22 protein-coding genes are annotated in these 25,276 nt (G+C 70.4%); 4 read left to right on the top strand and 18 right to left on the bottom strand.

Annotation, left to right across the window (positions count from 1 at the left end):
* Positions 1-36 precede the first annotated feature (36 nt).
* The 8 genes from WFH44_RS13385 to trhO all read right to left on the bottom strand — a co-directional run bounded on the left by WFH44_RS13385 (position 37) and on the right by trhO (position 10,462).
* Positions 37-1,785 carry a DUF5671 domain-containing protein gene (locus tag WFH44_RS13385; RefSeq protein ID WP_336714385.1) on the bottom strand — a complete coding sequence of 583 codons (1,749 nt, stop codon included), beginning with the start codon at positions 1,783-1,785 and terminating at the stop codon, positions 37-39.
* Complete coding sequence (locus WFH44_RS13380; protein WP_336714384.1) at positions 1,722-2,186, bottom strand: hypothetical protein; 465 nt, start codon at positions 2,184-2,186, stop codon at positions 1,722-1,724. The genes WFH44_RS13385 and WFH44_RS13380 overlap by 64 nt, the downstream gene beginning before the upstream one ends.
* A gap of 32 nt (positions 2,187-2,218) precedes the next feature.
* Entirely contained in the window at positions 2,219-3,070 is an 852-nt protein-coding gene (locus WFH44_RS13375; RefSeq protein WP_336714383.1) for a sugar phosphate isomerase/epimerase family protein, read from the bottom strand.
* Entirely contained in the window at positions 3,067-4,083 is a 1,017-nt protein-coding gene (locus WFH44_RS13370; RefSeq protein ID WP_336714382.1) for a Ppx/GppA phosphatase family protein, read from the bottom strand. Before WFH44_RS13370 ends, WFH44_RS13375 begins: the two co-directional genes overlap by 4 nt.
* 87 nt (positions 4,084-4,170) lie before the next feature.
* Complete coding sequence (topA, locus tag WFH44_RS13365) at positions 4,171-6,882, bottom strand: type I DNA topoisomerase (protein WP_336714381.1); 2,712 nt, start codon at positions 6,880-6,882, stop codon at positions 4,171-4,173.
* A 137-nt stretch (positions 6,883-7,019) separates the two neighbouring features.
* Positions 7,020-7,658: an ArsR/SmtB family transcription factor gene (locus WFH44_RS13360; RefSeq protein ID WP_264794142.1), complete on the bottom strand. Its 639-nt coding sequence runs from the start codon at positions 7,656-7,658 to the stop codon at positions 7,020-7,022.
* A gap of 67 nt (positions 7,659-7,725) precedes the next feature.
* Positions 7,726-9,360, bottom strand: a complete 1,635-nt coding sequence (locus WFH44_RS13355; protein ID WP_336714380.1) for a DUF7059 domain-containing protein — start codon at positions 9,358-9,360, stop codon at positions 7,726-7,728.
* Positions 9,361-9,568: 208 nt separating this feature from the next.
* Positions 9,569-10,462, bottom strand: a complete 894-nt coding sequence (gene trhO / locus WFH44_RS13350; protein WP_336714379.1) for an oxygen-dependent tRNA uridine(34) hydroxylase TrhO — start codon at positions 10,460-10,462, stop codon at positions 9,569-9,571.
* A gap of 97 nt (positions 10,463-10,559) precedes the next feature.
* Between trhO and WFH44_RS13345 the strand changes: the two genes are divergently transcribed.
* The gene (locus WFH44_RS13345) at positions 10,560-11,234 is read left to right on the top strand and encodes a GNAT family N-acetyltransferase (RefSeq protein WP_336714378.1); all 675 of its coding nucleotides are present in this window, start codon (positions 10,560-10,562) and stop codon (positions 11,232-11,234) included.
* A gap of 42 nt (positions 11,235-11,276) precedes the next feature.
* Positions 11,277-13,619, top strand: coding sequence for a DEAD/DEAH box helicase (locus tag WFH44_RS13340; RefSeq protein ID WP_336714377.1), 2,343 nt, complete (start codon positions 11,277-11,279; stop codon positions 13,617-13,619).
* Positions 13,620-13,753: 134 nt separating this feature from the next.
* Here WFH44_RS13340 and WFH44_RS13335 read toward each other — a convergent pair whose 3' ends face one another.
* The 7 genes from WFH44_RS13335 to ssd all read right to left on the bottom strand — a co-directional run bounded on the left by WFH44_RS13335 (position 13,754) and on the right by ssd (position 18,684).
* A complete protein-coding gene (locus WFH44_RS13335; protein ID WP_336714376.1) occupies positions 13,754-14,164 on the bottom strand; it encodes an Rv3654c family TadE-like protein in 411 nt (136 codons plus the stop codon).
* A complete protein-coding gene (locus tag WFH44_RS13330; RefSeq protein WP_336714375.1) occupies positions 14,161-14,568 on the bottom strand; it encodes a TadE family protein in 408 nt (135 codons plus the stop codon). Before WFH44_RS13330 ends, WFH44_RS13335 begins: the two co-directional genes overlap by 4 nt.
* A 29-nt stretch (positions 14,569-14,597) precedes the next feature.
* Positions 14,598-14,888 carry a DUF4244 domain-containing protein gene (locus tag WFH44_RS13325; protein ID WP_336714374.1) on the bottom strand — a complete coding sequence of 97 codons (291 nt, stop codon included), beginning with the start codon at positions 14,886-14,888 and terminating at the stop codon, positions 14,598-14,600.
* 135 nt (positions 14,889-15,023) lie between these two features.
* Entirely contained in the window at positions 15,024-15,605 is a 582-nt protein-coding gene (locus tag WFH44_RS13320) for a type II secretion system F family protein (protein WP_336714373.1), read from the bottom strand.
* 5 nt (positions 15,606-15,610) lie between these two features.
* Positions 15,611-16,387: a hypothetical protein gene (locus WFH44_RS13315; RefSeq protein ID WP_336714372.1), complete on the bottom strand. Its 777-nt coding sequence runs from the start codon at positions 16,385-16,387 to the stop codon at positions 15,611-15,613.
* On the bottom strand, positions 16,384-17,595 hold the full coding sequence (locus WFH44_RS13310; protein WP_442892909.1) for a TadA family conjugal transfer-associated ATPase: 1,212 nt from the start codon (positions 17,593-17,595) through the stop codon (positions 16,384-16,386). The genes WFH44_RS13315 and WFH44_RS13310 overlap by 4 nt, the downstream gene beginning before the upstream one ends.
* A 3-nt stretch (positions 17,596-17,598) precedes the next feature.
* On the bottom strand, positions 17,599-18,684 hold the full coding sequence (gene ssd / locus WFH44_RS13305) for a septum site-determining protein Ssd (protein WP_336714371.1): 1,086 nt from the start codon (positions 18,682-18,684) through the stop codon (positions 17,599-17,601).
* Between the two features lie 120 nt (positions 18,685-18,804).
* Here ssd and WFH44_RS13300 point away from each other — a divergent pair, with 120 nt between their 5' ends.
* Together WFH44_RS13300 and WFH44_RS13295 are read left to right on the top strand one after the other, a co-directional pair.
* A complete protein-coding gene (locus WFH44_RS13300; protein ID WP_442892913.1) occupies positions 18,805-20,484 on the top strand; it encodes a bifunctional 3'-5' exonuclease/DNA polymerase in 1,680 nt (559 codons plus the stop codon).
* A gap of 101 nt (positions 20,485-20,585) precedes the next feature.
* Positions 20,586-21,959 (top strand): WXG100-like domain-containing protein, encoded by a 1,374-nt coding sequence (locus WFH44_RS13295; protein WP_336714369.1) that lies wholly within the window; start codon positions 20,586-20,588, stop codon positions 21,957-21,959.
* Positions 21,960-21,968: 9 nt separating this feature from the next.
* On the opposite strand, the gene WFH44_RS13290 is transcribed toward WFH44_RS13295, so the two are convergent.
* Genes WFH44_RS13290 through WFH44_RS13280 form a run of 3 tightly spaced genes read right to left on the bottom strand, consistent with a single transcriptional unit; the run spans position 21,969 to position 25,133 of the window.
* Positions 21,969-22,676, bottom strand: a complete 708-nt coding sequence (locus tag WFH44_RS13290; RefSeq protein ID WP_336714368.1) for an NUDIX hydrolase — start codon at positions 22,674-22,676, stop codon at positions 21,969-21,971.
* Positions 22,673-23,497, bottom strand: coding sequence for an endonuclease III (nth, locus tag WFH44_RS13285; protein ID WP_336714367.1), 825 nt, complete (start codon positions 23,495-23,497; stop codon positions 22,673-22,675). The genes WFH44_RS13290 and nth overlap by 4 nt, the downstream gene beginning before the upstream one ends.
* Entirely contained in the window at positions 23,484-25,133 is a 1,650-nt protein-coding gene (locus WFH44_RS13280) for a hypothetical protein (RefSeq protein ID WP_336714366.1), read from the bottom strand. The genes nth and WFH44_RS13280 overlap by 14 nt, the downstream gene beginning before the upstream one ends.
* Positions 25,134-25,276: the final 143 nt, after the last annotated feature.

Genomic DNA, 25,276 nt, shown 5'->3' with positions numbered 1-25,276 from the left:
CGCACACGCCTAGCACTGACGCCGCCGCGGGATGCGCTAATCGGCGAGGGCGATAACTTCCAGCCTGCTGCCGGGCCCCGCGATAACCAAGACGCGGTCGGCCAGAATATCCGCCAGCGCGCGCTCCAGCCGGACGGCTTCCGCTTCCTCCCGGTCCGGCCCCTCCCCGCTTGCCACCGGCACGTCCGGCGCGCCGGCACGGGTCCAGACCGTCACGCGGGCGCCGGTCACTTCCTCTGCCGCACGACGCCAGGGTTCAGGGTCTCCCGCAGCCACAAGGACGATGTGGCCGATGGGCCGGGACCGGGCGGGTGGGCGGGCGGGGACGGCCGGCCGCTCATGCCGCCATACGCTGAAGTGGTATCCGGCGACCAGCCCGGTGGCTGCCAGCAGGCCGAACGGAGCGCGGATCCGGTCGACCAGGCTGCCCGGCGTGGTGCCGTCGAGCAGGAGCTCAAACACCCGGTAGCCGATCACCAGCAGGGTCACCAGTGCCACCACCGCGCTGACGCCGAAGACCGTGATCAGGTAGACCCGCCGGCCCGCCGGTTCCGCCGCGCCAGCGGTTGCCCGCCCGGGTTTGCCGGGCTGCCAGCTGCGCCACCACAGCGGTCCGCCGACGGCGAGCGCGCTGATCCCGCCGAGCAGGAGGGTGCGCGGGTCCGTTCCCGCCAGGGTGTTGCCGGCAAGGGCCAGCACGGAATTAACGATGACGCCGATTCCCGTCGCTGCGGCGGCCAGGGCCACCCCGCACACCACGAGTCTCGCTCCCTCCCTGGTACCTTCCGTCCTGCCCGCCGCCACCGACGAGTGGTACAGCCAGACCACGGTGCCGACCGCTCCCGCCGCGAGCGCAAATCCCAGCGGCTCCAGCAGCTCAGCCACCGGTTCGGAGCGGTCGAAGGCGAGCCGAAGGATGATGAACAGCAGGGTTCCCCAGCCAGTCACGGCCAGCACGCTGGCACCGAGGACGCCGGCCACCACAAGCGCCACGTCAGCGAGCCGGGAGTGCAGGCGCCTGCCTCCTTCGCGGAACCAGTGCCACAGCCAGAGGAGGATGCCGGCGACGGCCCAGACCAGGGCCTGCAGCGCGAACACCCACCATGGCTTGCCGACCGCCGTCGTACCCGTCAACGAATCAACCGCCGAGTCGAACAGCGCGGCCAGCGCCGTGACGGTGCCGCCGGTGCCGATGACCAGCCCGTAGACGGTACCGGCGACGGCGGGAACCGGGGTGAGCCGAAGGGGGCCCTTCCCGGGATGCCGCCACATCCACCGGTGCCAGACCCAGACGGCGCCCCAGACCAGTGCTCCGCCGATGGTCATCCCCCACCCGGCTGTCCGCCCGGCGATCAGTTCGGACAGCGCGGCCAGCAGCGAGGTCGTGGAGATGACCATCGACACGACGTACATCGCCGCGACGTAGAGGCCCCAGGCCAGCGAGGAGCGCTCGGCCGGCTCTCCCAGCCGCCGCCACACGGACCACCAGAGGATTGCGGCCAGCGGCCCGCCGATGAGGAAGAAGGCGAAGCCCTGGGCGAGGCCGGCAACGTCGCCGGCGACGAATTCGGACCCGATCCCGAGCAGCCTGCCCAGCAGGGCCCCCGCGCCGCTGGCGGCGATGGACACCAGGACGAAGAGCAGCGTGTAGACGACCAGACGGCGCACGGTTTGCTGCACGGTCCCCGCGCCGGAGCCGGGGGCCGGTGCCAGCGCCGCCGTCACGGGGACGCCGCCTTGCTGGTGCACAAGGCGAACTGCCAGGGCGTCGACTGGACGAGCCACCGGCCGTCCTCCTTGACGAGGTCGAAGACCTCCTCGGTCTCGTAGTCGGACATGCCGAAGGGCCCGCCGTCGCTGGAGGTCACGATGAGCACCTTCACGTCCGCGGAGCTCTCCCGTTCGACCGTGGAGATCAGGGAGACCCGGAGGTTGTCCGTGTAGGGCTGCTCCGGCTCGCTGCAGCGTTCCCGCGCCCGCGCCGTCAGATACTGCGCCGCCGCGTCCTCATCGCCGTCGATGATGGCGGCCGTGTAGCGCTGGACGACCCCGGCGGGGGTCGCGGCGTCGAGGGGCTTCGGTGTGCCCCGGGTGAAAACCAGGGCCAGCGCCGCGACCACTAGGACTCCGACCAGGACAAGAATTCCGAGCAGCAGGCGCCGGGGCCTGGTCGCAGAGTCATTCATGGCATCAGTATGACCGACCGCATAGGGCCCGGCTATGTCCGCCGCGGACGTGTTTCCGCTGGCCGGAGGGCGGCGCCGAGCCCCAGGTGGCGCCGGGCGAAGTCGAGCGTTTCGCCCAGCCATTCCTCGCGTTCGCCGGCGCCCCGGGCCTTGCGTGTGCTGACCTCCGCGACGACGATCCCGGGCCAGCCGCTGCTGCCGAGGTGCTGCAGGCTCTCCGCGCAGGGCTGGTCGCCGTGCCCGGGAACGAGGTGGTCGTCCCAGCTGGTGTGGAAGCCGTCCGTCAGGTGCACGTGGCTGAGCCGGTCCCCCAGCAGCTTGATCTCGGCCAGCGAGTCGACACCGGCGGAGGCGGCGTGCGAGAAGTCCCAGGTGATGTGCTGGTAGTCCAGCGGACGCGGGTCCCAGTGCGGCAGGTAGGCTTTGGTCTCGCGCCCGCGGACCTTCCAGGGGTACATGTTCTCCACCGCGATGGTGACCCCGAAGTCTTCCATGATGTTGCGGATGCCTTCGGGGAAGTTCTCGGCGTAGCCGGACTGCCAGCGGAACGGCGGATGCACGACGACGGTGGAGGCGCCGACCTCGGCCGCCATGGCCGCGGACATGACGATCTTGTTCCAGGCCTTGCCCCAGACCTGCTGGGTCAGCAGCAGGGTCGGCGCGTGGACCGCGACGATCGGCTGCTGGTAGCGTTCGTGAAGGTTCCGGAGCGCGTCCGGGTCCTGCGAGTCCTGGTTATTGGTCACCATGACTTCCACGCCGTCGTAGCCGAGGTCCGCGGCGACGGCGAACGCGTCGTGGACCGCCAGCGGATAGACGGAAGCGCTGGACAGCGCCACTGGGATCCGGGCGCCGTTGCCTGAGGCATCGGCGGCCGTGGTCACGGCGTCACGTTGCCATTCGCCGACGCGGGCTGGAGCGCCTTCTGGACCAGCGCGGTCCCCACCGGCCGGACCGGGGCGTCGCTGTCGTAGAGCAGGTGGTCGAAGCGTTTGAGGATCAGCCCCTCCCGCAGGGCCCACGGGCAGATCAGGAGGGTGTCGACGTCGAACATTTCCATCGCTGCCTCCGCCACCATCGCGCCGGCCAGCAGCTGCGGCGCCCGCACCCGGGAGACGCCGGGCAGGTGGACGCGGTCCTCGACCGGCATGGCCACCAGCCGCTGGGTCCAGAGCGAGAGGTCGTTGCGGCGCAGTTCCCGCCGGACGTAGGGGCCGGCGGCCGACGGCGCCGCGCCGGTAATGCGCGCCAGTGACCTGAACGTCTTCGACGTTCCCGCGACAAGGTCGGGCACGCCGAGCCCGTCGAACTGCCTGATGGCCGGTTCGAGCGTGGTGCGGATGTGGTTCCGCAGGTCCTTTACGCTTCCGGCGCTGGGCGGGTCTTGCGGCAGCCATTCCCGGGTGAGGCGGCCTGCGCCGAGCGGCACCGACACCGCCACCTCGGGCTGCTCGTCGCGGGCCATCGCCATCTCGAAGGAACCGCCGCCGATGTCCAGGTCCAGCACGGTGCCGGCGCCCCAGCCGTACCAGCGGCGCACGGCCACCAGGGTCATCGTCGCTTCCTCCGGGCCGCTCAGCTCCTGCAGCTCGACGCCGGCCTCCCGCTTGACCCGGGCGAGCACCGCGTCGCCGTTGGTCGATTCCCGGATGGCGGAGGTGCAGAACGCCAGCATGTCTTCGGCATTGTGCTGGACGGCGAAGCGCCAGGCCTCGCGGACAAACGAGACCAGCTCCCGCTGGCCGGACTCCGTGATGTTGCCGGCACGGTCCAGGTAGGCCACCAGCGACAGCGGACGCTTGTGCGACGCGAACGGCACGGGCCGCGCGCCGGGGTGCGCATCCACGAGCAGCAAGTGGACCGTGTTCGAACCGATGTCGAGGACGCCTAGACGCATGGTCCCATTATGTCGCCTGAGGTCCGGGCCGGGTGAACGCAGGCCGGTCCGCCCGGAGCACTGCGGCGGACCGGCGGCATCCGGGCCCTACTTCTTGGCGGCGGCTTTGCGCCGCGTGGCGGGCTTTTTGGCCGGGCCTTTGGCCCGCTTTTCCTTCAGCAGTTCGATGGCCTGCTCCCGGGTCAGCTGCTCGATCGTGGTCGACCGGGGCACCGTAATGTTCGTGACGCCGTCGGTAATATACGGACCGAAGCGGCCCTCCTTGACCACGATGTTCTTCTCCGAGACCGGATCGACGCCGAACTCGGCCAGCGGCGGGACCGCGGCCTGCCGCCCGCGCTGCTTGGGCTGGGCGTAGATTTCCAGCGCCTGCTCGAGGGTGATCGTGAAGATCTCCTCCTCGGAGCCGATCGAGCGCGAGTCCGTGCCCTTCTTGAGGTACGGCCCGAAGCGCCCGTTCTGCACGGTGATCTCGTTGCCTTCGGCGTCCGCGCCCAGCACCCGCGGCAGGCTGAGCAGCTTCAGCGCGTCCTCCAGCGTGACGGTGTCCACGGTCATCGACTTGAACAGCGAACCGGTCCGGGGCTTGATCTTGGCTGGCTTCTTCGGCGGCTTCGGCTTGCCGTTCTTGTAGTACTCCACCGGCTGGTTGGCGATTTCCTCCGCCGTCGGCTCCGGGATCACCTCGGTGACGTACGCGCCGTACCGGCCCTCCCGGGCCACGATCGTGCGCCCGGTCTCCGGGTCCTGGCCCAGCTCCCGCTCGCCCGGACCCTGGGTCTCCATCAGCTCCACGGCCTTCTCCGCGGTGAGCTCGTCCGGTGCCAGGTCCTCCGGCACGTTCGCACGCTGCGGCTCCTCCGAGCCTTCCTCGCCCGCGCGCTCCAGGTACGGCCCGAACTTGCCCACCCGCAGGGTGATGCCGTCGGCGATGTCGATGGAGTTCACGACCCGGGGATCGATTTCGCCCAGGTCGTTGACCACGGTGCTGAGCCCGGTCTCGTGCCGGTCACCGTAATAGAAGCCGTTGAGCCAGTCCGTCCGCTTGGCCTCCCCCGCCGCGATCCGGTCCAGGCCCTGCTCCAGCTCGGCGGTGAAGTCGTAGTCCACGTAGTCGCGGAAGTGGTCCTCCAGCAGCTTGACCACTGAGAACGCGATCCAGCTCGGCACCAGCGCGGAACCGCGCTTGCGGACGTAGCCGCGGTCCATGATCGTCGAGATGGTTGCCGCGTAGGTCGACGGGCGCCCGATTCCGCGGTTTTCCAGTTCGGCCACCAGCGAGGCTTCGGTGTACCGCGGCGGCGGCGAGGTTTCGTGGCCGACGGCGGTCACTTCCTGCGGCGTCAAGCCGTCACCTTCGGCGAGGTTCGGCAGGCGGCCGCCCTCGGCGTCGTCCTGTTCGTTGCGGCTGGCGTCCTTGCCCTCTTCATAGGCGGCCAGGAAGCCGGGGAAGGTGATGACCGTGCCCGAGGCGGTGAACACGGCGTCGCGCCCGTCCGAAGCCGTAGCCCCGAGCCGGACGGTCGACGTTGATCCGCGCGCGTCCTCCATCTGGGAGGCGACGGTGCGCTTCCAGACCAGTTCGTACAGCCGGTACTCGTCATTGCCCAGCTGGCTGCGGACCTGCCCCGGGGTGCGGAACGAGTCGCCGGCGGGACGGATGGCCTCGTGGGCTTCCTGGGCGTTCTTGGACTTGCCCTTGTAGACGCGACGCGACTGCGGGACGTATTCGGGGCCGTAGAGTTCGGAGGCCTGCCGGCGGGCGGCGTTGACGGCCTGGTCGCTCAGCGCCGGCGAGTCCGTACGCATATAGGTGATGTAGCCGTTTTCGTACAGCCGCTGGGCCAGCGACATCGTGGTCCGGGCGGAGAACCCGAGCTTGCGCGCGGCTTCCTGCTGCAGTGTGGACGTGGTGAACGGGGCCGCGGGGCGGCGGGTGTAGGGCTTGTTCTCGACCGAGCGGACCGCGAACTCGGCGCCCTGCAGGGCCTCGGCCAGCGCGGTGGCGGCGGCCTCATCCAGGTGCACGGCTCCGCGGGTCTTGAGCGCGCCGCGGTCGTCGAAGTCGCGGCCGGTGGCCACGCGGTCGCCGTCGACCTGCGCCAGCTTCGCCTTGAAGCTGCCGCCCTTGGCCGTCTCCAGCGGCTCGACGGTGGCCAGCAGGTCCCAGTAGGAGGCCGAGCGGAACGCCATCCGCTCACGCTCGCGCTCCACCACCAGCCTGGTGGCGACGGACTGGACACGGCCGGCCGAAAGCCCGGCCTTGATCTTGCGCCAGAGTACCGGCGACAGCTCGTAGCCGAACAGCCGGTCCACGATGCGCCGGGTTTCCTGCGCGTCCACCAGGTCCGTGTCGATGTCCCGCAGCTCGTTCAGCGCCCGCTGCAGGGACTCCGGCGTGATTTCGGAGAACGTCATGCGGTGCACGGGAATCTTCGGCTTCAGCACCTCGAGCAGGTGCCACGCGATGGCCTCGCCCTCGCGGTCACCGTCAGTGGCCAGATAAAGTTCGTCGGCGTCCTTGAGCAGCGACTTCAGCTCGGAGACCGTCTTCTTCTTGCCGGGCGAGACCACGTAGTAGGGCTCGAACCCGTTCTCGATGTCGACGGCGAACTTGCCCACCGAGGTCTTCTTCAGCTCGGCCGGCAGGTCCGACGGCTGCGGCAGGTCACGGATGTGGCCCACCGATGCTGTGACCTCGAAGCCCTCGCCGAGGTACCCGGCAATGGTCTTGCTCTTGGCAGGAGACTCGACGATGACGAGTTTCTTGCCGGTCTTTTCGCGGGCCTTCGCTGGCACGTTGCTCCTACTGACGAATTGCTGTGGTTCTGCGGATGCGCCGCCGCTGCGGTGCGACGGTGCTTACCTGCACTAGGGTAGCCGCAACATTAGCGCAACACGGAAGCGGGGCCGCCCCCGGAAGTCTTCCGATGGGCTCAGGCGTCGTCTATATCGCCCGGCAGGAACGAGAAAACGTAGTAGAGCTTTTCGGCACCCTCGCCCCTGTTGTCGGGGTTGGTCGTCGGGCTGTATTCAAGCAGGATTTCACCGATCCGGCGGCCCAGATCCGCGCGCTGTTCCGGCGTCAGGTAGAACCGGCCGGTGCTCAGCGCCGCCAGGTGCCCTTCCTGCCGCCAGGTATCCGGGTTGGGGGTTTCCTTGTCCCGCTTCACATATTTACTGAGGCGTTCGCGCAGGTCGTTGAGTTCGACGTCGACGACGCCCAGCGTCGCGGCGCGGCTGTCCGCCACCGACGTAACGTCCAGCCGGCCGGCGGCCGCCTGCCAGTGCCGCTCGCGGCCGTCGCCCTGGTTGGCGCTGCGCTTGACGAAGCCCCACTTCTCCAGCGCACGCAGGTGGTAGCTCATGGCGCTCGGGGTCAGGCCGTGCCGCTGGGCCAGTTCGGTCGCCGTGGCCGGCTGCTGGGTATCGAACAGCTCCTCGATAACTTTCAGGCGCACCGCATGAGCCAACGCCCTGATGGCCCTGGCATCGGAGATGTTGACCCGGTCCGCCGGGCCGTTCGAAGCCTCGCCCGCGACAGGATCGAGGGAGGGCGATGCACCTTTTGTCATGACTAGTAAGTCTATCCCGCCGCGCAGGCCCGATGGCCAGCTTCCCCCGCCGCGGGCGGTAGGGCCGTTACGGGGCGGCCGGAAGCAGGAAGCCGTCCAGGACCAGGTTCCGGGTTTCCTCCAGCAGCCGCGCCGCGAATTCCGCCCCGGGCTGCTCCAGCAGGGCCGCCAGCGCGGTCACCAGCTGGCCGACGGTCAGTTCGCCGTCGCTGGCTGAGACAAGGCCGGCCAGTTCCGAACTCATCAGGTTGGTCCGCCGCAGGCCACCGCCCTGGCGCAGCAGGATGACGCCCGGATGCTCGGCCCCGGGACGCTGGTGCCGTTCCTCGGTGACGTCCTCCGCCACGGTCAGCCGCTGATCCGCGAAGTCGCCGCGGTGCCCGGCCAGCCAATCGTGCCGCTCCACGGCTGCCGCCAAGTGCGGGCCGATCGGCTGTTCCAGCGGATACGTCAGCTCCTCGAACCGCCGCAGCGCCCGGGTGCCGCCGTCGTGCGCCTTAATCTCCCCGCCGCCGTCGGGCGCCGGAGCCGCGCCGGAACGGCGCAGCCACACCATGCCGAACCCGACGGCGTCGACGTTCCGCGCCCCGAAGTCCTCCAGGTAGGCCCGGTAGACCCTCTCGTACAGCTGCGGATCCCGGTTCTCCGAGGCGTCCCGCAGCCAGGTCTCGGCGTAGGCGGCGGGGCTGAGCTGTTCGCGCTGGATGACCCACGCCTCGATGTCCGGGTCCAGCCAGGATTCCAGGCGGCTGTGCCAGGACCGGGCGTCCGCAGGGATCTCCCAGTTTCCGAGCATCTGCGCGACGCCGCCCGGTCCCAGCACCGAGGGCAGCCGCCGCACCAGCGTGGCCACAATGTCGTCCCCGGGGAGTCCGCCGTCGCGGTACGTGAACAGCTCATCGGCGGCCGTCTCCGAGGTCCGGGGCGTGATGACGAAGGGCGGGTTGGACACCACCAGGTCGAACCGCTCCCCCGCGACAGGATCCAGGAGGCTGCCGAGCCGGAGGCTGACGCGGGAGGCCAGGTTGTCCGGGTCCAGGTCGAGGGCCGGCGCGTTTAGCAGCAGGTTGAAGCGGGTGAACGCAAGCGCCCGCTCGGAGATGTCGGTGGCGGTCACGTGCCGCGCATGGCTGAGCAGGTGGAACAGCTGGATGCCGCAGCCGGTGCCCAGGTCCAGCGCGCGGTCCACGTCGCGGCGGATGGTCAGCTGCGCGAGCGTCAGCGACGCCTGGCCGATGCCGAGCACGTGGTCGTGCCGCAGGACTCCGGACCGCTGGTGCGCGCCCAGATCGCTGGCCACCCAGAGATTGGTGGCATCGAACGCGTACGGCCGCAGGTCCACGCTGGCATGGAACCGCCCGCCGTCGTTGGTGGCCAGTCCCAGCGCAACGAGCCCGTCCAGTCCCAGCCCCGGAAGGGCGGCAGCCAGGTGCGCTTCCTCGACGTCCTCGCCCAGCAGCCATAAACGTACGACGGCGGCCAGCGGGTCCGGCGCATCGGCATCGGGTTTCCGTTCGGTCGCCAGCTTGGCAGGGACCAGCTGGTCGCGGCCGAGTGCTTCGTAGGCCGCCGGCCCCAGCAGCCGCTCGACGCCGTCGACGGTGTATTCGAGGGCGCGAAGATCCGCGGCGAGGGCTGCGATCAGCCGCTGATCCGTACTCTGCGGGGCCTGCGGAACGTTGCCCGTATTGAACTCAGTCACAGAGGAAAGTCTAGGCGCGGCGGGTGGGTCGCCGGCCCGACACGTGCGGCACGGCCGGGGGACGCACCGGGCGGGCGGGTGATGGACAGGCCGGGCCTCCGGCGTGGGGTTGAAGCGGCCACGGGGACGGGCCGGGCAGCGGGCGTGGCAGGCGGAACAGTTCAGGCCGCGCTATCCAACAAGCCGGGCTCCTACCCAGCGATACGAATCAAGCGGCGCAGCCGTCCGGACAACGCAGCGTCTCGGGATTAGCGGCGCAGTCGGCGCAGTACAGCGTGAGGTTCCGGCAGCTCTGGTTCGAGCAGTTCTCGAACTTGTTCGTGGGGGCCTGGCAGCGCACGCACTCGCCAATTGTCTTGGCTTCCGGCGAGAACTCCAGATGCATCCTCTTGTCGAAGACGTAGAGCGAGCCCTCCCACAGGCCTTTGTCCGCGTACTGTTCGCCGTACCGGACGATTCCGCCGTCGAGCTGGTAGACCTCCTGGAAACCGCGGTTGACCATCAGCGAGGAAAGGACCTCGCAGCGGATGCCGCCGGTGCAGTAGGTGACCACCGGCTTGTCTTTCAGCGCGTCGTACTTGCCGGAGTCGAGTTCGCGGATGAAGTCATGGGTGGTGGCGACGTCGGGCACGACGGCGTTGCGGAACTTGCCGATCTGGGCTTCGAAGGCATTCCGACCATCGAAGAAAACGACCTCTTCCCCTGCCTGTTCCTTCACCTCGACGAGCTCGTGCAGTTCCTCGGGGCGCAGATGGGTGCCGCCGCCAACGACGCCGTTTTCGTCCACCTTTAGCTCGCCCGGGGCACCGAAGGAAACGATTTCATCGCGGACTTTGACGCTGAGCCGCGGGAAGTCCTCAGCGCTGCCGTCGGACCACTTCACGTCCATTCCACGGAAGGCCTGGTACTCGCGGGTGGTCTTGACGTACTGCTTAACCGCGTTGATTTCACCGCCGACGGTTCCGTTGATGCCGTCTTTGGAAATCAGGATCCGCCCGGTGAGCCCGAGCTTCTCGCACAGAGCCCGCTGCCAGAGGCGAACGGCCTCCGGGTCAGGAAGCGGGACGAAGGCGTAGTAAAGCACAATTCGGTTAAGAGCCACGCCTTTAAGGTTACGACGCGGCACCAAACCATAGATTGTGACCGCGCTTGATCACCGGTGCATATCCAGAGTGCCCACGGTTAGGTACTGTCATCCTATGGGCCTCGATTTCACTGCAGACGTACCCGATAACTTGCTCCCGGCCTGGGTCTCCGGCTGGTCGGCCTGCCGTGGTTACACGGCGGCCGAAGAGGCGGGCCATCCGGCCATCGTCCTCTCCGACAAGACGGGTGACTGGGAGTTTTTTGCCTACGAGCCGGGCGACGAGGAGTTCGCCGACCTGGCCAGGAACACCATCGCGTCTCCCAAGCGCATCTTCACCGTCCTGACGCGCGAACCCGAGCGTTTCAAGGCCCTGGCCCCGCAGCACGGCCTTCGGGTGCACCACAGTGACCAGTCCATGATGGTTACGAACATGTCAGATCAGGACGCCGAAGATCCCTGGTACCGCGATCCGGAGTTCAAGACGGAGATCGACCGGGACGGCAACGTGCACCGTGCCCGGGTCATGTTCGGCGAGGAAGAAGCGGCCCACGGCGTAATGGCCGTTGTGGACGGCTTCGCCGTCTTCGACCACATCGAAACGAACGAGAACTTCCGCCGCCGCGGCCTCGCGACCCACATCATGCGCGCCCTGGCCGCCTCGGCATTCGAGCACATCGTCGACACGGGCCTGCTCATCGCATCGCACGACGGCCGCATGCTGTACCAGCACCTGGGCTGGGATACCGTCTGCGACGTCATGATCCTCAAGCCCACGGACGCTGCCTGACCCGATCCTGCGGTTGCCGCACTGGGATGAAACAATGCTGTGGTGGCCCTGCATGATTCGCTGATTCCGTTGCTCGGTTCCGGTGCCGATCCGGAACAGCTCATGCACGTGCGCGAAGTACCGGCGCGCGAAGCCGTCCACGATCCCTGGCCGGACTGGGTGCACCCGGACGTTGTCCAGGCCTACGCATCCTTGGGCGTCGCGCAGCCGTGGCGGCACCAGCTGCAGGCGGCCTCGCAGGTCCACGCCGGGCGGCACACGATCATCGCCACCGGCACTGCGTCGGGAAAGTCACTCGCCTACCAATTGCCCGCGCTGGATGCCATCCACCGCACCGCCCTCGAGGACCAGGCCCGGCTGGAACCCACCGGCGCCACCGTCCTCTACCTGGCACCGACCAAGGCGCTGGCGGCCGACCAGCTGGCAGCAGTGAAATCCCTGAAGCTGCCGACCGTCCGTGCCGAGACGTACGACGGCGACACCGACCCGGGTGCGCGGCGCTGGATCCGGGACCATGCCAATTTCGTGCTCGCGAACCCGGACATGCTGCACTTCGGCATCCTGCCCAACCACACGTGGTGGGCGCGGTTCTTCCGCCGCCTGAAGTTCGTCGTCGTCGACGAGGCCCACAGCTACCGCGGGGTCTTCGGCTCGCACGTGGCGAACCTGATGCGGCGATTGCGCCGGGTCTGCGCGAGCTACGGAGCCGACCCGGTGTTCATCGGAGCCTCCGCCACGGCCGGGGAGCCGGCGGCCTCCTTCAGCCGGCTCATCGGAGCGCCGGCCGGCAGCGTCACCGAGGACTGTTCCCCGCACGGCAGCACCACGGTCGCCTTCTGGGAACCGCAGCTGACGGACCTCAAGGGGGAAAACGGCGCCCGCGAGCGCCGAACCGTGATCGCGGAGACGGCCGACCTGCTGGCCAACCTTGTGTCGGCGAGGGTCCGCACCATTGCCTTCATCAAGTCGCGGCGCGGCGCGGAAACCATCTCCAGCATCACGAAACGGCTGCTCGAGGAGGTGCATCCCTCCCTGCCAGGCCGGATCGCCGCCTACCGCTCGGGGTACCTGCCGGAGGAGCGGCGCGAACTGGAAGCGAAACTGCGCTCCGGCCAGCTCCTGGGCGTCTCCAGCACGTCCGCCCTGGAGCTGGGGATCGATATCTCCGGACTGGACGCGGTGCTCGTCGCCGGCTGGCCGGGGACCCGGGCATCGCTGTTCCAGCAGATCGGGCGCGCCGGGCGGGCCGGCCAGGACGCACTCGCCGCCTTCGTCGCCAGCGACGATCCGCTCGACACCTACCTGGTCCACCACCCGGAGGCGGTCTTCGACGTCTCCGTCGAGGCCACGGTCTTCGATCCTTCCAACCCCTATGTCCTGGGCCCGCATCTGTGTGCCGCGGCCCAGGAGCTTCCGCTGACGGCAGACGACATCGAACTCTTCGGCCCGTCCGCCGGCGGGCTGGTCGACGAGCTGACGGCGGACGGCTTCCTGCGCCGGCGTCCGGCGGGCTGGTTCTGGACGCATGCCGAAAGTGCCGCCGCCATGGTGAATCTGCGGGCCGACGGGGGCGGTCCGATCAGCATCGTCGAGAGCGAATCCGGCACGCTGCTCGGGACCATGGACTCTCCCCAGTCGCACTACCAGGCGCATACCGGGGCGGTCTATGTCCATCAGGGCACGACCTACTTGGTCGAGGAGCTGAACGAACAGGACCATTGCGCCATGGTCACGCGGTCCAACCCGGACTACTACACGCAGGCACGCGACGTCACCCAGATCGAGGTGCTGGGGGAACTGCGGGGCGAAGACTGGGGCACCGTCCGTGCCTGCTTCGGCGACGTCAAAGTCACCACGAAGGTCATCTCCTTCCAGCGCAAGGCCTTCGTTTCCAATGAGATCCTCGGCGAAGAGCCCTTGGAGCTGCCCTCGCGCGAGCTGTTCACAAAGGCCGTCTGGTTCACCATCGATGAGCCGGACCTGGCCGCCGCCGGCCTGACCGCCGCGCGGATTCCCGGCGCCCTCCATGCCGCCGAACACGCCGGCATCGGCCTGCTGCCGCTCGTCGCATCGAGCGACCGCTGGGACATCGGCGGCGTTTCGACCGCCCTGCATGCCGATACCGGCAAACCGACCATCTTCGTCTACGACGGCCACCCGGGCGGGGCCGGCTTCGCCGAGCGGGGCTACGACGCTGCACGTATCTGGCTCTCGGCCACCCGCGACGCCATCGAGTCCTGCGAGTGCGACTCGGGCTGCCCCTCGTGCGTCCAGTCGCCCAAGTGCGGCAACAAGAACAATCCGCTGGACAAGGCCGGAGCCGTCGTACTCCTCGACGCCCTCCTGCACGCTGCCAGGACGCCCCTCGAACAGCCCGTCTCCTAGGCCCTCTCGCCCCCGCAGGAACTCCTGGCCGCGTAGCCGTGCATAGGCCGCCGGGGCATCCACGGCCTCTGTAGGTGCGCACGGCCTACGTAGGCACGCCCAGCCCGCCGGGGCACGCACGGCCGCGCTGGCAATCACGGCGCGCGCCCCGGCGGCGGGCCGGCCCTGCTGACGCCCTTGGCTTCCCGCCAGGGTGAATCGAGCCAGCCGAACAACCGCAGCGGAACGGCAACATCGACGTCCACGATGTGCCCGGACGGCCCGATCCTGCGGCATTCCTCTAGGGCGGCCCCGTGTTTGCGGGCGACTTCCGCCGCCCGCAAACACGGTTCGCCGCTGATCAGGCCGCGCGTGGCATCGGCCGCTGCCAGCGCGGCCAAGTCGGCCGTCTTCGCTGCCCGGTACGACGCCGCGCCTGCCTGCACCGCCATCGCCACGGCAGCGAGCAGCAGGCACAGCAGGATCGCGATCCCGGCCGCCAGGACCGTGCCTGCGCCGAGTTCCTTCTGCCGCCCGGCAGGGCAGCTGGTCAGCCCGCGGCTCATGGAGCTGTCCCGATGCCGGCGTGCGGCTCCGCCGGAGCCGAGGCCTCGGCCGTCAGCTTCCAGCCCTCGCCGGCCCAGGGGCCGGGGACGGCTGCGCTGACCTCGACCGTGATCCACCCGCCCGCGTTCCCGGATGCCAGCACCGCCCGCGGCCCGGCAATACGCCGTACGGCCGAGGCAGCGTCAGCTCCGGACTCGCCGCGGGCAAGCTGGCGGGCCGCTGTTTGTGCCGCCTTCTCAAGCTGGAGCTGGGTTGATCCGGCCGTCGCTCCCGCCAACAGCATGGCCAGCACCGCCACCACCGCCGGAAGCACGATCGCTGTTTCGGCAGTGACCGAACCGCGTTCCCTGCGGACCTCCATCGGCCGCGGCGGCTTCGCTGCCAGGCGGAATGCCCTGCGCATATGCAGAGCCGAAAGCCGGACCATGGTGCTCACACTGCGGTCAGGGCCAGCTCAACGAGGCTCATCAGCAGCCCCCGCACTTCGCCGCTGCGCAGGATCAGTACCAGCAGCCCGGCAAAAGCCACTGCTGCCAACGTGGCGATGGCGTACTCGGCAGTGGCCATCCCCGCCTCGGAACCTGACAGGTCCCGCCACCTGCGCTGCGCCTTTTCGACACGCGCCGCCGGAAACTCGATGATGTCTGCGTCCGGGCCGGCGGCGGGCTCCGGTTCGGCGGCAGAGCCTGCGGGACGGGGTGCCAGCGATGGTGTTGATGACATTTTTCCTCCTGTGGTTGACCGCGGTGTTGCGGTATTCATGAGCTTTCCGGATGGGGATCCGGACGATCAGTGGGCTCTTCGCCTAGGTGGATATCCGCCGCATCCGCCTCCGTTGTGGAGGATGACTCGTGCCGGTCAAAGCCGGGGCAGCAGCGAGATCAAAACCGGCACGATGCCCAGGGCGACGAAGGAGGGAAGGGCGCACAGTCCCAGCGGCAGCACCAGTTTGGTGCCCAAGGCCGCCGCGCGTCGCTCGGCTTCCTGCCTGCGCCGCCGCCGGAGCTGTTCGGCCTGGGCATGGAGGATCTCGGCGGACGGCGCGCCGGTGGCCGCGCCGAAGGTCAGCGCCTCGCGGATACGGGCCAGGCCTTCGTCCTCGCCGGCGAGCGCCCACGCGCTGCCCCATTCGGTACCCAGCTGCAGAGCCGCCGCGACCTTTTCCAGCCGCATCCGCCCGTCTCCTTCGGCCGCCCTGGCGAGCGTCCGTACCGCCGCCGGCAGCGAGGTGCCGGCCCGGAACATGGCGGCCAGCAGATCCAGCATGAGCGCCGGATCCGGCAGCGGCGGATCGGCCCGGCCCCCTGCACCGGGAAGCCGCCCCGCTCTGCGGCCTGTTACCGGTCCGAACACGCGCCGCCGCCGGCCGCCGGATCCGGGCGGATCCAGCAGCAAGAAGCCGGTTAGTGCCAGCAATGCCACCGCAAGTGCCGTCAGCATCCGGGCTACTCCCGGGCCGCGGCGTTGACGAGCCGCTGCGACCAATGACGGCCGGCCGCGAGCAGGGCCAGCCCTACGGTGAGGATGAGCCATCCCGAGGGCGACCCCAGGAGGATGCCCAGCGGGTCAGCCCCCATCGCCATCCCCAGGCCGAGCCCGAGCAGCGGGAGCCAGCCCAGCAGCGTGGTCGTCGCCCGGGGTCCTGCCAGCGCGGTCCTGCGGGCAGCCGCCGCGTCGAGCTGGTGCTGCAGGTGGTGTGCATAGTTCTCCAGCAACAGTGCCAGCGGCGCACCGGTCTGTTCCGCTGCGTCCCAGCATGCTCCGAGATCCCGCCAGAGCCGAGCGGTCATCACGCTGGTCTCCGGAGGCAGGCCCGCGGGAAGCTTGAGGTGCCGCAGCGCGACAGCGACGCTCAGTCCCAGCCCGGCGGCCTGGCCGGCAGCGCGGATGCCGGGCTGCAGCAGGGCGGAAAGCGCGGCCTGCCGGAGGGTCTCCGGCGCGCCGGCATCCGGCCCGGCGGAGCCGGCCGGGCCGTCGCCACCCGCGCCGTAGAGCCTGCCCGCTTCCTCCCACATCCGCGCGGGAGTGCTGCCCGAGCGCAGCAATGCGGCCAGTTGCCGGACGAACATCGGCAGTTCGTGCAGGCAGTCCGCGTAGGCCTTGCTGCCGGCGTTGCGCGTTCGGCTGTGCCTCCGCCGGCGCTCGCGGCGGCGGACGGTCCCCTGGACGCCGAACAACAGGACGGCCGCTAGGCACAGCAGGAAAACCGGCAGCCCGCTCATGGCGCCTCGATCGCCGGCAAGGAATAGCCCGCCCGGGCCAGCCGTTCCCGGAGCGCGGCCCAGCCCGGCCCCTGGCGCAGGACACCGCCGTCCATGGCCAGTGCAGGCACCGTCGCCAACGATCCCGCCGACGTGCAGCGGATGAGGGCCAGCTCGGCGACTCCCCGTCCGCCCTCTGTCCGCTCCAGATGGATAACCAGGTCCAGGGCGCTGCCGGCCTGCAGGGCCACTGCCTCCGGCGACAGCCCGGCGAGCGCGCCCATGGCCGCCAGGCGGGCCGGCACCCCGGCCGCTGAATTGGCGTGCACGGTGCCGCCGGCCCCCGCATGCCCCGTATTCATGGCGGCGAGGAAGTCGCGCACTTCGGCGCCGCGGCATTCTCCGACCACCAGCCGGTCCGGCCGCATCCGCAACGCCTGCCTGACCAGTTCGCCCAGGTCCACGGTGCCGCTGCCTTCCAGGTTGCTGTGCCGGCTCTGCAGGCCGATCACGTGAGGATGGTCGGGGTTCAGCTCGGCGGCGTCCTCGACCAGGACCAGCCGCTCGTGCGCGGATGCCAGCCCGAGCATCGCGGACAGCAGCGTGGTCTTGCCGGACCCGGTGGCGCCGCTGACCAGGAAGCTCAGCCGGCTGCCCACGACGGCCTCCAGGTACGGGATCCAGACCGGCGTCTGCCCGAGCAGCTCGGCGAGAGTGAAGACCCGCGGACGCCGGATCCTGATCGAGAGCAGGGTCCCTTGGGTGGAGACGGGCGGGAGGACTGCGTGGACGCGGTAGCCCTCCAGGCGCACGTCCACGCAGGGGCTGCTGTCATCGAGCCGGCGTCCTCCGGCCGTCACCAGCCGGGCGGCCAGGGCCCGGACCTCGGCGTCGCTGCCGAACACCACGTCGCTCCGCCGCAGCCCTGCCGCCCCGTCCGTCCACACGTCCTCCGGCCCGTTGACGAGGATGTCCGTGACTCCGGTTTCCTGCGCCAGCCGCTGCAGCGGACCCAGGCCACGCAGGTCCGCGTTGAGCGTCTCGACGGCCTCCAGCACGGCCGCCGTCCCAAGCACCTGGCCGCTTGTCTGGACAGCCGCCGCCAACCGGGCTCCGGTAACCGGGGACGGGTCCGCCAGCACTGCGTCCCGGAAGGCGCCCAGGTCCAGCGGACTTCCCAGCGAGGTCCTGGCGGCCCTCCGCCCATGCGTTCCTGTCCGAAAGTCCACCGCTCAGCCCGCCCTCGTCCGGGCCGGCGAGACGGCCGGGCCCAAGCGCCGCAGCAGGCGGCGGACGCTGCGGTGCGCGGCCTTCTCCAGCAGCCTGCCGCGGTCCTGGGCGGCAGCCATGCCGTGCAGCCGCGGCAGGTAGCCGGCAAGTTCCACCCCCGCCTGCTCCGCGGCCAGGTCTTCGTCAACACCGGCCGGCAGCGGGCCGCGGACCACAGCGCTGGTTGGCACCGGGCGCAGGAAATCGGCCGCTGCGGCAGCTGCCGCGATCCCGCGGGTACCGGCCGGCATGAGCAGCACCGCCCGGTCCGCCACGGCCAGCCAGCTGCCCGCTTCGGCCCGGACCCGGCCGGCGTCGACAACCACCAGGTCGAAACCGGCCGCCGCACCCGCCATGACCTCGGACACGGCCTGCCTGGGAATGTCCACCGCTCCCCCGCTGCGGCCCCAGCCGAGCAGGGAAAAGCCCTGGGCGGCGGGCAGCGAGGCGCGCAGCTGGGCGGGATTGACCGTGCCCCGCACCCCGGCCAGATCCGGCCAGCGCAGTCCCTCGGCCTGTTCCCATCCCAGGCCGGCTTCCAGCCCTCCGCCCAGCTGGTCCGTGTCCACCAGCAGGGACGCATGGCCTCGGGCGGCAGCATCCGCGGCGAGCCAGCTGGCCAGCGTGGAGCAGCCGATTCCGCCGTTGGTTCCCAGCACCGTGACCACCGTGCCGCGTGCGTCACCGTGCCGGCTGCGGCTCAGGTACTCGGCCAGCCAGCCCGCGGCCTCGGGCAGTACGGCCACCCGATGGGCCGAAGCTGCAGCCGCCTGCTCCCACAGGAGCGTGGATTCGTCCGGGAAACCCGCGACGATCACGTCCGCCGCCAGCCGGGGCAATCTCGCGGCGGCATCGCTGCCGAGCACCACCACGCTGCCTTCGGGAATGTGCCCGGCCTCGTGGACCTCGAGCAGGCTGACATCCACGCCGGCCGCCGCCGCAACGCGTGCCACTTCATCGCGTAGTCGCGCCGACGCGGTCACCAGCAGCACCTCGGCTCCGTCATGCCGCGGTGTCCAATGCCGTGCCGCCAAACTCTCCGTCTGCATAACGACCAACCTGCCCCTTCCGCAGGCGGCGACGGAAGCGCCGGTACGGCCGCTGTGGACGGCGGTGAGCCTGTGGAGGACGAGACACTGGCCGCCATCGGCGAAAATGGCTGGGTGTACATGGTTCTAGCGCCGGGCTCCCCCGGCGATGGCGGCGCCGTCCGCGAGGCCACCTTCCTGCTGCAACGCGCGGACGCAACCGGCGCGCCCGCGGCACCGGCCGCCGTCGTTAGCTCAGCGGACCTTCCGGCCGCCGTGGCGGCGATGGAGGAGCCGTCCCTGCGCTGGGTCTGGGAGGGCACCCGCAGGAGCTACCTGCCGCTGCTTCGTGCCGGAACCACGGTCGAACGCTGCCACGACCTGTCCCTGACCCGGGAACTGCTCGTCCTGTCGCAGTACACTGCGGACACTCCCTACATCCGGGCCCTGCGCGCCGACGGCGGGCGCCGGCCAGCGGAGCAGACATACCGGGACGACGAACCGGACCAATTCACGCTCTTCGACCAGCAGCCGGCGTCGGCGACGATCGAGTCGGTGATGCAGGAGCTGCAGGACCAGCTGGCCGCCGTTGCCGGTTCGCCCCGCCGGGAGAGGCTCCAGCTCCTCGTGGCGGCCGAATCCGCCGGCGCCCTGGTCGCCGCCGAAATGGAACGGGCGGGCCTGCCCTGGCGCCGCGAGGTGCACGAAGAGATCCTCACCCGGCTGCTCGGCCCGCGCCCGCGGCCGGGTCACCGCCCGGCCCGGCTGGACCTGCTCGCCCAGGAGCTGTACCGGCTGCTCGGAGTTCCCGCGTTCAACCCTGATTCGCCCCAGGAGCTGCTGCGTGCCCTGCACCGGGCGGGCATTGAAGTGCGGAGCACGCGTTCCTGGGAGCTGCAGGAACACGGCCACCCGGCGATCGGGCCGCTGCTGGAGTACAAAAAGCTTGCCCGGCTGGCGTCCGCCAACGGCTGGGAGTGGCTGGATTCCTGGGCCGGCGAGGGGCGGTTCCGGACCGAGTACGTGGTCGGCGGGGTCGTCACGGGGCGGTGGGCTTCGCGGGGCGGCGGCGGGCTCCAGATCCCGCAGCAGGTGAGGGACGCGGCGCGGGCGGACGACGGCCACCGGCTGGTGGTGGCCGATGCCTCCCAGCTGGAGCCGCGCATCCTCGCCGCCCTGGCCCGGGACGATGCGCTGGCGGCAGCCGCCCGCGGACGGGACCTCTACCAGGGCATCGCCGACGCCGGGTTCGGCGGGGACCGGGCCAAGGCCAAGGTGGCGATGCTGGGCGCGATGTACGGGGCGACGACGGGCGAATCCGGCCGCCTGGTGCCGCAGCTCGCCCGGACGTATCCACGGGCCCTCGCGACCGTCGAGCGCGCGGCGCGGGCCGGCGAGGCCGGAGAAGTCGTCAGCAGCCATCTGGGCCGGGGCTGCCCCGAGCCCCCGGCGGCGTGGCGGCGTGCCCAGCTCACCGCCACCGCGGAGGAGCAGCGCCGGGCGGATGCGGCCGCACGCAGCCGGGGCCGTTTCACGCGCAACTTCATCGTGCAGTCGACGGCGGCGGAGTGGGCCCTGTGCTGGCTGGCGGAAGTACGACGGCGGCTGCGCGCCTCCGCTGCGTCCGGCACCTTCATTGGGGAGCTGGTGTTCTTCCTGCATGACGAGGTGGTCCTGCATGTGCGGCAGGACCAGGCCGATGCCGCCAGTACCCTCGTGGCGGAGGCCGCCGCGGATGCGACCCGTTTGATGTTCGGGCGGATTCCGGTCGAGTTTCCCGTCAGCATCGCCGCTGTCGATTCCTATGCCGACGCCAAGTAGCGGCTTTTCCACAGCCCGCGGACGGGCCGTAGCCGCTGCGGGCTGCGTCGCATAGCCTCGAGCCGAGGACGGCCGCGAGGGCCGGGCGGCGGAGGAGGAAAATGGCAGTCCTGACGATCGACACCGAGGCCCTGTGCGCGTCGGCCGCGTCGGCGGAGGGCGTCGCCGCCAACCTGGCCGCGTTGCGGCAGGACGCCGCCGGCAGGTCGGCCGCAGCTGCCGGCATGTCCGGTTGGGAAACCGAGGCTCTGGCATGGGGCGAGGCCTACGATGCCGCCGCAGCCGGCATCCTGGCCGCGCTGGACCAGCTGTCGGCCGCCTATGCCTCGGCCGGGTTCCACACCCGGGTAGCGGCGTCGCTCTACGCCTTCACCGAGCAGTTGTCCGGCGGGGCGCCGGCGCCGTACGAAGTCCCGCCGGAACCGGTCGCCTCGGTGTGCCCGCCGCACGCCGTGTCCGCGGTAGGGGGCCGGGTCCCGCTGATGCCGGAGTTCGGCCAAGTCGTCGCGGACGCCGCCGGCCGGGCCTGGCCCTCGGGCGATGCTGCGGCCATGCGGACCACGGCCGCCGCCTGGACCTACGTCGCGGCCGAACTCGAGGCGGAAGCGGCCCGTGCTCTCTCAGCGGCCACCTTGCCCCTCGCCGGCCAGCGGTCCACGGACGTCGCGCTGCTCGAACAGCACCACGGGCAGCTCCACCGCAGCCGCCTGGACATTGCCGAGGCGTGCCGTGCCCTCGCCGGCGACTGCACGCGCATGGCCGGGCTGGTCGAAGACGCCCACGCGCAGCTGGCGGCCGAAATCGAGTCCTTCATACGCGACGTCGCCGTGTCCGTCGGAGTCTCGGTCCTCGTGTCCGTGCTCAGCGCGGGAATCGGGGCCTTGCTCGCGAATGCCGCGGCGGCCGGCCGGCTCCTGGCTGCGGTCCGGGTCTTCCAGCTGGTCACCGATCGTTTCGCCGCCGACGCCGGCATCGCGGGCCAGCTGCTGCGCACTTCCGGATCGGCGCTGGCCGGCGGCCTCCCGAAGAGCCTGAGGACCGCGGTCCTGCCATTTGCCGGCGGGAGGCGGCAGCCGGTGCTCCGGCTGGGCGGCCTCGGCGGCCCCACGCCCGTCGGCCGTGCCCTGGAATCGGCGCGCACGGGCGGCGACTACGCCCTTTCCTTCGCCGCCTCGGGACCGGCCGGCATCCTGTCACACGGGCTGGCTAAGGCGGCCAAGACCGGCCTGGAACGGGCCGCGGGCGGCGCGGCCTTCGGCAGCCCCGCGGGCCAGTCCTTCGCCGGGAGGGTCATCCACAATCTGGACTTCGGATCCAGGTTTTCGATTGTCGCGGTGGGCGCCAGCCGGCAGCATGGCCGGCTCCAGGATGCCGACGAACTGCGTCGCCGGACGGATATCTCCGCGCGGCCGCCGCGCCCGCGCTCCCCTCCGTCACGCCGGCAACGATCGTCATGCCGGCCCGGCTGCGGGTGAAGCTCGGCGCTACTCCCCAGCCGGTCGGGCGGGACGCAGCGGAGCGGGGATTTCTTGCGACGCATCCCAGGGCATCGTCCACCCCAGGTCGTCAAAAAGATGGCTCAGCAGGATCGCGGTGAAGCCCCAGACCGTCACGCCGTGGACCAGGAAGCAGGGGCTTTTGAAGGCGTGGCCGCTGCGCTCCACGACTGCCGTACGCCGGTTTTCCGGGTTGAGCAGGTCCGCCACGGGGACCCGGAAGACCTGAGCCGATTCCGCGAAGTCCACCACGGAGACCGGCGACGGCGACGTCCACCACGCGAGCACGGGCGTCACGAGGAAATTGCTGACGGAGAGCGGGATCTCGGGCAGCGTGCCGAGGACCTCGACACCGCCGGCGTCCAGGCCGGTTTCCTCGACCGCTTCCCGCAGCGCTGCCGCCACGGGTCCGTCGTCGTCCGCGTCGATCCCCCCGCCGGGGAAGGCTACCTGGCCGGGATGGGAAGACAGCGTCGCCGCCCGCTCGATGAACAGCAGGTCCAGATCGTCCGGCACGACGGAGTGGTGGAACTCCGCGGGCGTATCGTCCAAGGCTCCGAAGAGCATCAGGACGGCAGCCGTCCGGGCTTCGTCCTCGTCCAGTTCGACGTTGTACCAGCGTTCCCGGTCGCGGACCGACAGCCGTTCGTGGAGCGGCACGCTCACCAGCTTCTCAAGATCCGCCTTGGCACTCATGCATCCAGCTTAAAACCGGCGGCGCGCAGTTCTGCCCGTGTCTGGCCGGCGCGCATGCGGGCCAGCAGTTCCTCCCGCCCGGGAGCCAGCTCGTACTTCAGGAGTTTGGCGGCCTTGTCCGGATCGACTTCCCCCTCGCCGAAGGACGGGCAAAGATCGGCCACGGCGCAGGCACCGCAGGCGGGCTTCTTCGCGTGGCAGACCCTGCGGCCGTGGAACACGACACGGTGGGACAGCATGGTCCAGTCCTTGGGCTCGAACAATTCAGCCACGTCGAATTCGACCTTGACCGCATCGGTGGATGACGTCCAGCCGAAGCGCCTGGCCAGGCGGCCGAAATGGGTATCCACCGTGATGCCCGGAGTCCCGAAGGCGTTGCCCAGCACCACGTTCGCTGTCTTGCGGCCCACTCCGGCCAGGGTGACGAGGTCCTCGAGCCGGCCGGGGACCTCACCGTTGTATTCGTCGACGATCCGGTTCGAGAGCGCCAGCAGGCTCTGGGCTTTCGCGCGGAAGAACCCCGTGGGCCGGATCATCTCCTGCAGCTCCGCCTCATCCGCCTCGGCCATGGCCTTGGCATCCGGATAGCGGGCGAACAGGGCCGGAGTCGTGGCATTCACCCGGACATCCGTCGTCTGCGCGGACAGGACCGTCGCCACGACCAGTTCGAAGGGGTTGCGGAAGTCCAGCTCCGCGACGGCGTAGGGGTACTGTTCGGCGAGGATCTTGTTGATCCGCCGCGCCCTGCGCTTGAGCGCCAGCGGGGTCTCCTCCGCGCCGGTCCTGCGCGGCCTGCGCGCAGGCCTCTCAGGCACGCTCAATGTTCGTCAGATCCCGGAGTACCCCGACGCGCCCGTCCGTGTGCTGGACCAGGAACTCATCGCCGCGGTCCTGCAGGGCCAGGATCCAGGCCCCGGGTTCCAAGGTGAACGCGACCTGGCCGGTGTTCTCATCGAACACGGGGCGTGTCCGGCCTACGGCGAACCAGAAGGCCTCGTACGTGATTTCCTCTTCCGGCTCTTCATAGTGTTCGCGCGTGGCGCTGATCGGCGTGGCTGAGGCGGTCCTGTCACCCGCCGGCACGGAGCCCATCGCCGCGGTCCTGGGGTACGACGCCGTCGCATCCTCTGCGCGTTCCTCCCGCGTGCGCTCCTCCTCCTTCGGGGCTCGGTCCGCCTCCGCAGCGGTCCGTCCGGTGGCTCCGGCCGCGGAGAGCGCGGCATCGGGCTGGCCCTTGGCCGCGTCGGGGCCGCGGGAGCCGGCGCCCGCGATGCTGTTCGCCTCGGTCTTGGTTCCGAGCTCTGCGGGCGGCGTGGTTTCCTTCGCTGCCTCGGCCGAAGCCGCAGCGCTGCCCTCCCGGGCGGAACGTCCGGCGGCGGAGGCAACGGCCTCGTCGTCCGATACCGGGATTCCCACGGCTTCGCCGTCGGCTGCGCCCGGCGCCGCCTCATCGTCCGCTGCCGGGGAGGGAGTCTTGGCTGCCGACCCGGTCGGCGCCGTTACGCGCTGGCCCGCACCGGTGCGGCCTGCCGCGGTCGCCCCTGTTCCCGAGGTGCCTGACGAGGCGGAAGCGCCAGACGTGCGCGCCGTCCCGGCTCCGGCCGCTGCCCCCGTGCCGGGGGTACCGGCCGAAGACGCAGAGCCCGCTCCGGCTGCGGCAGCTGCGGCCGCCCCGGCGACTGCAGCTCCGGCCTTCGATCCTTCGGCCTTCGACCCCGCTGCCGGCGAGGGGACGGAAGCATCTGCGGATCCGCTCTTCGTCTCGACGGCGGTGCTGCCCTGCCGGTTCCCGGCTCCGGGACGTGGCCCTTCGGCAGCTGATGCCAGGGCGCTGTGCCCGGCCGGCCCGGCGGCTGCATCTGCTGCTGCCGCCCCGGCTGAAGCACCGCCGGCTGCTGCCGCGGCCTGGCCCGTCCGGGCTGCCGGAGCCGTGGTGGCCTTGGGCTTGGCCGTCTTCGGCCGCGGCTCGATGGCGTCGCGGGCCACCGGGTGCGCGGTGGTCTCCGGCCGTCCCACGAAGTCTGCCCGGAACTGCGGAATCCAACGCGCGCAGACGGTTGCGGACAACAGGCCGAGACCGCCGACGAAGCCGATGATGGATACGGGCTTGAGCCCCGATACCAGCTCGAGGAAGTAATAGGCGGCGTTGAAGCACGCCACTACGGAGGCGAACTGGTCCACGGACAGGGACCCGATCCGAAGCTTGGTCTTCGGCGCCAGCCTCCGGATGGCGAACAGGACCAGCACGATGACCGGCAGCAGGATGCTGAGGCCGAGCTGGAAGAGACCGCCGGAGTTCCACATGTTGAAAACAATTCCCCGGAATACCCCTGCGGGCAGCACCGACGCGAGGAACAGCAGGACTACGGACAGCGCCACGGTGATGTCGCGCATCGTGAAGGGGCCTGCCACCGCCTCTCCCACGCCGTCGCGGTTGGTCACGGCAGGATCAGTCATCGTCTATCTCCGTTCGTTTCGGCCACCAGAGCCAGCTGATTTCAGCGTAGTCAACGATGTGGGCCTTCACTAGCCGAACCGCGGCGGCGGGCCGAACCCGATCTGACCGCTCGGCGCAGATTTGCAGCCTTTTACATCGCCGA

It is taken from the genome of Arthrobacter sp. USHLN218, assembly GCF_037144715.1.
Lineage (GTDB): Bacteria > Actinomycetota > Actinomycetes > Actinomycetales > Micrococcaceae > Crystallibacter.
Note: the sequence above shows the minus strand (reverse complement) of the source record. Positions and strands in the feature narration are given on the sequence as shown.

What these genes read in the sequence shown, in the direction of transcription:
- WFH44_RS13380 (WP_336714384.1), bottom strand. Translation starts at nt 2,186, where the DNA reads ATGAATGACTCTGCGACCAGGCCCCGGCGCCTGCTGCTCGGAATTCTT.
- WFH44_RS13370 (WP_336714382.1), bottom strand. Translation starts at nt 4,083, where the DNA reads ATGCGTCTAGGCGTCCTCGACATCGGTTCGAACACGGTCCACTTGCTG.
- WFH44_RS13360 (WP_264794142.1), bottom strand. Translation starts at nt 7,658, where the DNA reads ATGACAAAAGGTGCATCGCCCTCCCTCGATCCTGTCGCGGGCGAGGCT.
- WFH44_RS13345 (WP_336714378.1), top strand. Translation starts at nt 10,560, where the DNA reads ATGGGCCTCGATTTCACTGCAGACGTACCCGATAACTTGCTCCCGGCC.
- WFH44_RS13335 (WP_336714376.1), bottom strand. Translation starts at nt 14,164, where the DNA reads ATGAGCCGCGGGCTGACCAGCTGCCCTGCCGGGCGGCAGAAGGAACTC.
- WFH44_RS13330 (WP_336714375.1), bottom strand. Translation starts at nt 14,568, where the DNA reads ATGCGCAGGGCATTCCGCCTGGCAGCGAAGCCGCCGCGGCCGATGGAG.
- WFH44_RS13325 (WP_336714374.1), bottom strand. Translation starts at nt 14,888, where the DNA reads ATGTCATCAACACCATCGCTGGCACCCCGTCCCGCAGGCTCTGCCGCC.
- WFH44_RS13320 (WP_336714373.1), bottom strand. Translation starts at nt 15,605, where the DNA reads ATGCTGACGGCACTTGCGGTGGCATTGCTGGCACTAACCGGCTTCTTG.
- WFH44_RS13315 (WP_336714372.1), bottom strand. Translation starts at nt 16,387, where the DNA reads ATGAGCGGGCTGCCGGTTTTCCTGCTGTGCCTAGCGGCCGTCCTGTTG.
- ssd (WP_336714371.1), bottom strand. Translation starts at nt 18,684, where the DNA reads ATGCAGACGGAGAGTTTGGCGGCACGGCATTGGACACCGCGGCATGAC.
- WFH44_RS13300 (WP_442892913.1), top strand. Translation starts at nt 18,805, where the DNA reads ATGGTTCTAGCGCCGGGCTCCCCCGGCGATGGCGGCGCCGTCCGCGAG.
- WFH44_RS13295 (WP_336714369.1), top strand. Translation starts at nt 20,586, where the DNA reads ATGGCAGTCCTGACGATCGACACCGAGGCCCTGTGCGCGTCGGCCGCG.
- WFH44_RS13290 (WP_336714368.1), bottom strand. Translation starts at nt 22,676, where the DNA reads ATGAGTGCCAAGGCGGATCTTGAGAAGCTGGTGAGCGTGCCGCTCCAC.
- WFH44_RS13280 (WP_336714366.1), bottom strand. Translation starts at nt 25,133, where the DNA reads ATGACTGATCCTGCCGTGACCAACCGCGACGGCGTGGGAGAGGCGGTG.